The 1,717-nt window shown below is 74.5% G+C and carries 2 protein-coding genes; one reads left to right on the top strand and one right to left on the bottom strand.

What is annotated here, in order from left to right; translation table 11 throughout:
- Positions 1 to 562 (bottom strand): hypothetical protein (locus VM889_10105; GenBank protein HVL48898.1); only part of this gene is annotated, 562 nt, incomplete at its 3' end.
- A 107-nt stretch (positions 563 to 669) separates the two neighbouring features.
- Here VM889_10105 and VM889_10110 point away from each other — a divergent pair.
- The gene (locus tag VM889_10110) at positions 670 to 1,566 is read left to right on the top strand and encodes a cation diffusion facilitator family transporter (protein ID HVL48899.1); all 897 of its coding nucleotides are present in this window, start codon (positions 670 to 672) and stop codon (positions 1,564 to 1,566) included.
- Positions 1,567 to 1,717: the final 151 nt, after the last annotated feature.

Consider the following 1,717-nt stretch of genomic DNA (forward strand, 5'->3'; position numbering starts at 1 on the left):
GCTCGATCGTGTACGCCTCCGCGGGCGCGGCCTCGGCCGCGGGCTCCGGGTCCGCGGCCGGGGGCGGCGGAGGGGGAAGCGCGGAGCGCGGGAGCGGAACGTAGGTGAAGGATGCCTCGAAGTCGGCCTCCGCGAAAGGCGAATCCGGGGCGGTCGCGACCATCGCAGCCTCGGCGGGAACGGGGGCGGGCGCGTCCGCCGCGGGCTCGAGGTCCTCGAGCACGACCTCCGTCGTGGGGCCGCCCGGAACGCGCTCGCCGGCCTCGCGCGCGCCGATCACGATCTCAACGTGCGAAACGGGCGCGGGCGCCTCGTCCACCGGGCGCGGCGGCGCTTCGGGCGCAAGCGTCGGCGCCGCGGCGGCCGCGGGCACGGTGACGGCGACGGGGGCGTGCGCGGCGGGTCGCTCGATCACGACCTCGCGGCGCTCCGTCACCTTCACGGCGACCTCGCGATGGAGCCGGCGGCAGACGGAGCAGAGGATCTCCTGGTCCGCGGACGGCGTCTCCAGGCACTGGTCGCACGGGACGTAGTCGAGAACGAGACGGAGCTTGGGGTCCATCGGGTGCGCGCAGATGCCCGGAACCGCCCTTAAACCCGCCGGTCGGCGCGGCCCGCGCCGCGTCGCGAAAGCGAACGCTTTTCGCGCGCGCGGACGGTGCCGTCGCGATGGGCGCGTACAAGCGGGCGGTGACGCGCATCCTCGTCGCCGTCCTCGCGCTGAACCTCCTCGTCGCGCTCGCGAAGGCGTGGGCCGGACTCGAATCCGGGTCGCTCGCGCTCGTGGGCGACGCGCTCGCGAGCGGCGTCGACGCCGGGTCGAACGTCGTCGCGCTCGTGGTCATCCATTACGCCACCCGGCCCGCGGACCGCGACCACCCGTACGGGCACCGCAAGTTCGAGACGCTCGCCGCCTTCGTCCTCTCGGGCCTCCTCTTCGTGACCGCCTTCGAGGTCGCGCGCGAGGCGATCCGCCGGCTCGTCGCGGGCGAGACGCTCGTCGAGCCCACCGCGGTCACATTCGCGGTCGCCGCCGGCACCCTCGTCGTGAACCTCGCCGTCGCGGCGTACGAGCGCCGCGCGGGCGAGCGGTTGCAAAGCCAGCTCCTCAAGGCCGACGCGATGCACACGTTCTCGGACGTCTTCGTCACGGTCGGCGTCCTCGGCTCGCTCGCCCTCGCCGCGGCCGGCTTCGGCGCGGCCGACGCGATCGTGAGCCTGGGTGTCGCGGGCTTCATCGCGTGGACGGGCTTCGGCGTCTTCCGCGAAGTCGCGCCCGTGCTCACGGACCGCGCGCCGTTCGAGGCGGAGCGTATCGCCGAGATCGTGCGCGCCGTGCCCGGCGTCGCGAGCGTCCACGACATCAAGAGCCGCGGCCACCCGCAGGAGGCGTTCATCCAGATGCACCTCGTCGTCGAGCCGCGCGACCTCGACGAGGCGCACGCCGTCACGGAGGCCGTGGAGCGCGCCCTTGAGCGGGAGCTCGGCGCGAAGGAGGTCGTCGTCCACGTCGAGCCCGACGAGGACGCGCCGCTTGCGCCGGGGGCCGGCGACGAAGCACGTTAGGGCACGGGGCCGCACGTCCACGACCAACCGTACGGGTACCCACCGCCCGCGCCTCCGCCTCCCTCGGAGGGCAATATCCCGAAAGCGTCGCCGCCGTTGCCGCCGAGGAGGCCGAAGCCCCCGCCGTTCCCGCCCGCGGCGTAGGCATCCC

The sequence above is a fragment of the Candidatus Thermoplasmatota archaeon genome (assembly GCA_035540375.1).
Taxonomy (GTDB): Archaea; Thermoplasmatota; SW-10-69-26; order JACQPN01; family JAJPHT01; genus DATLGO01.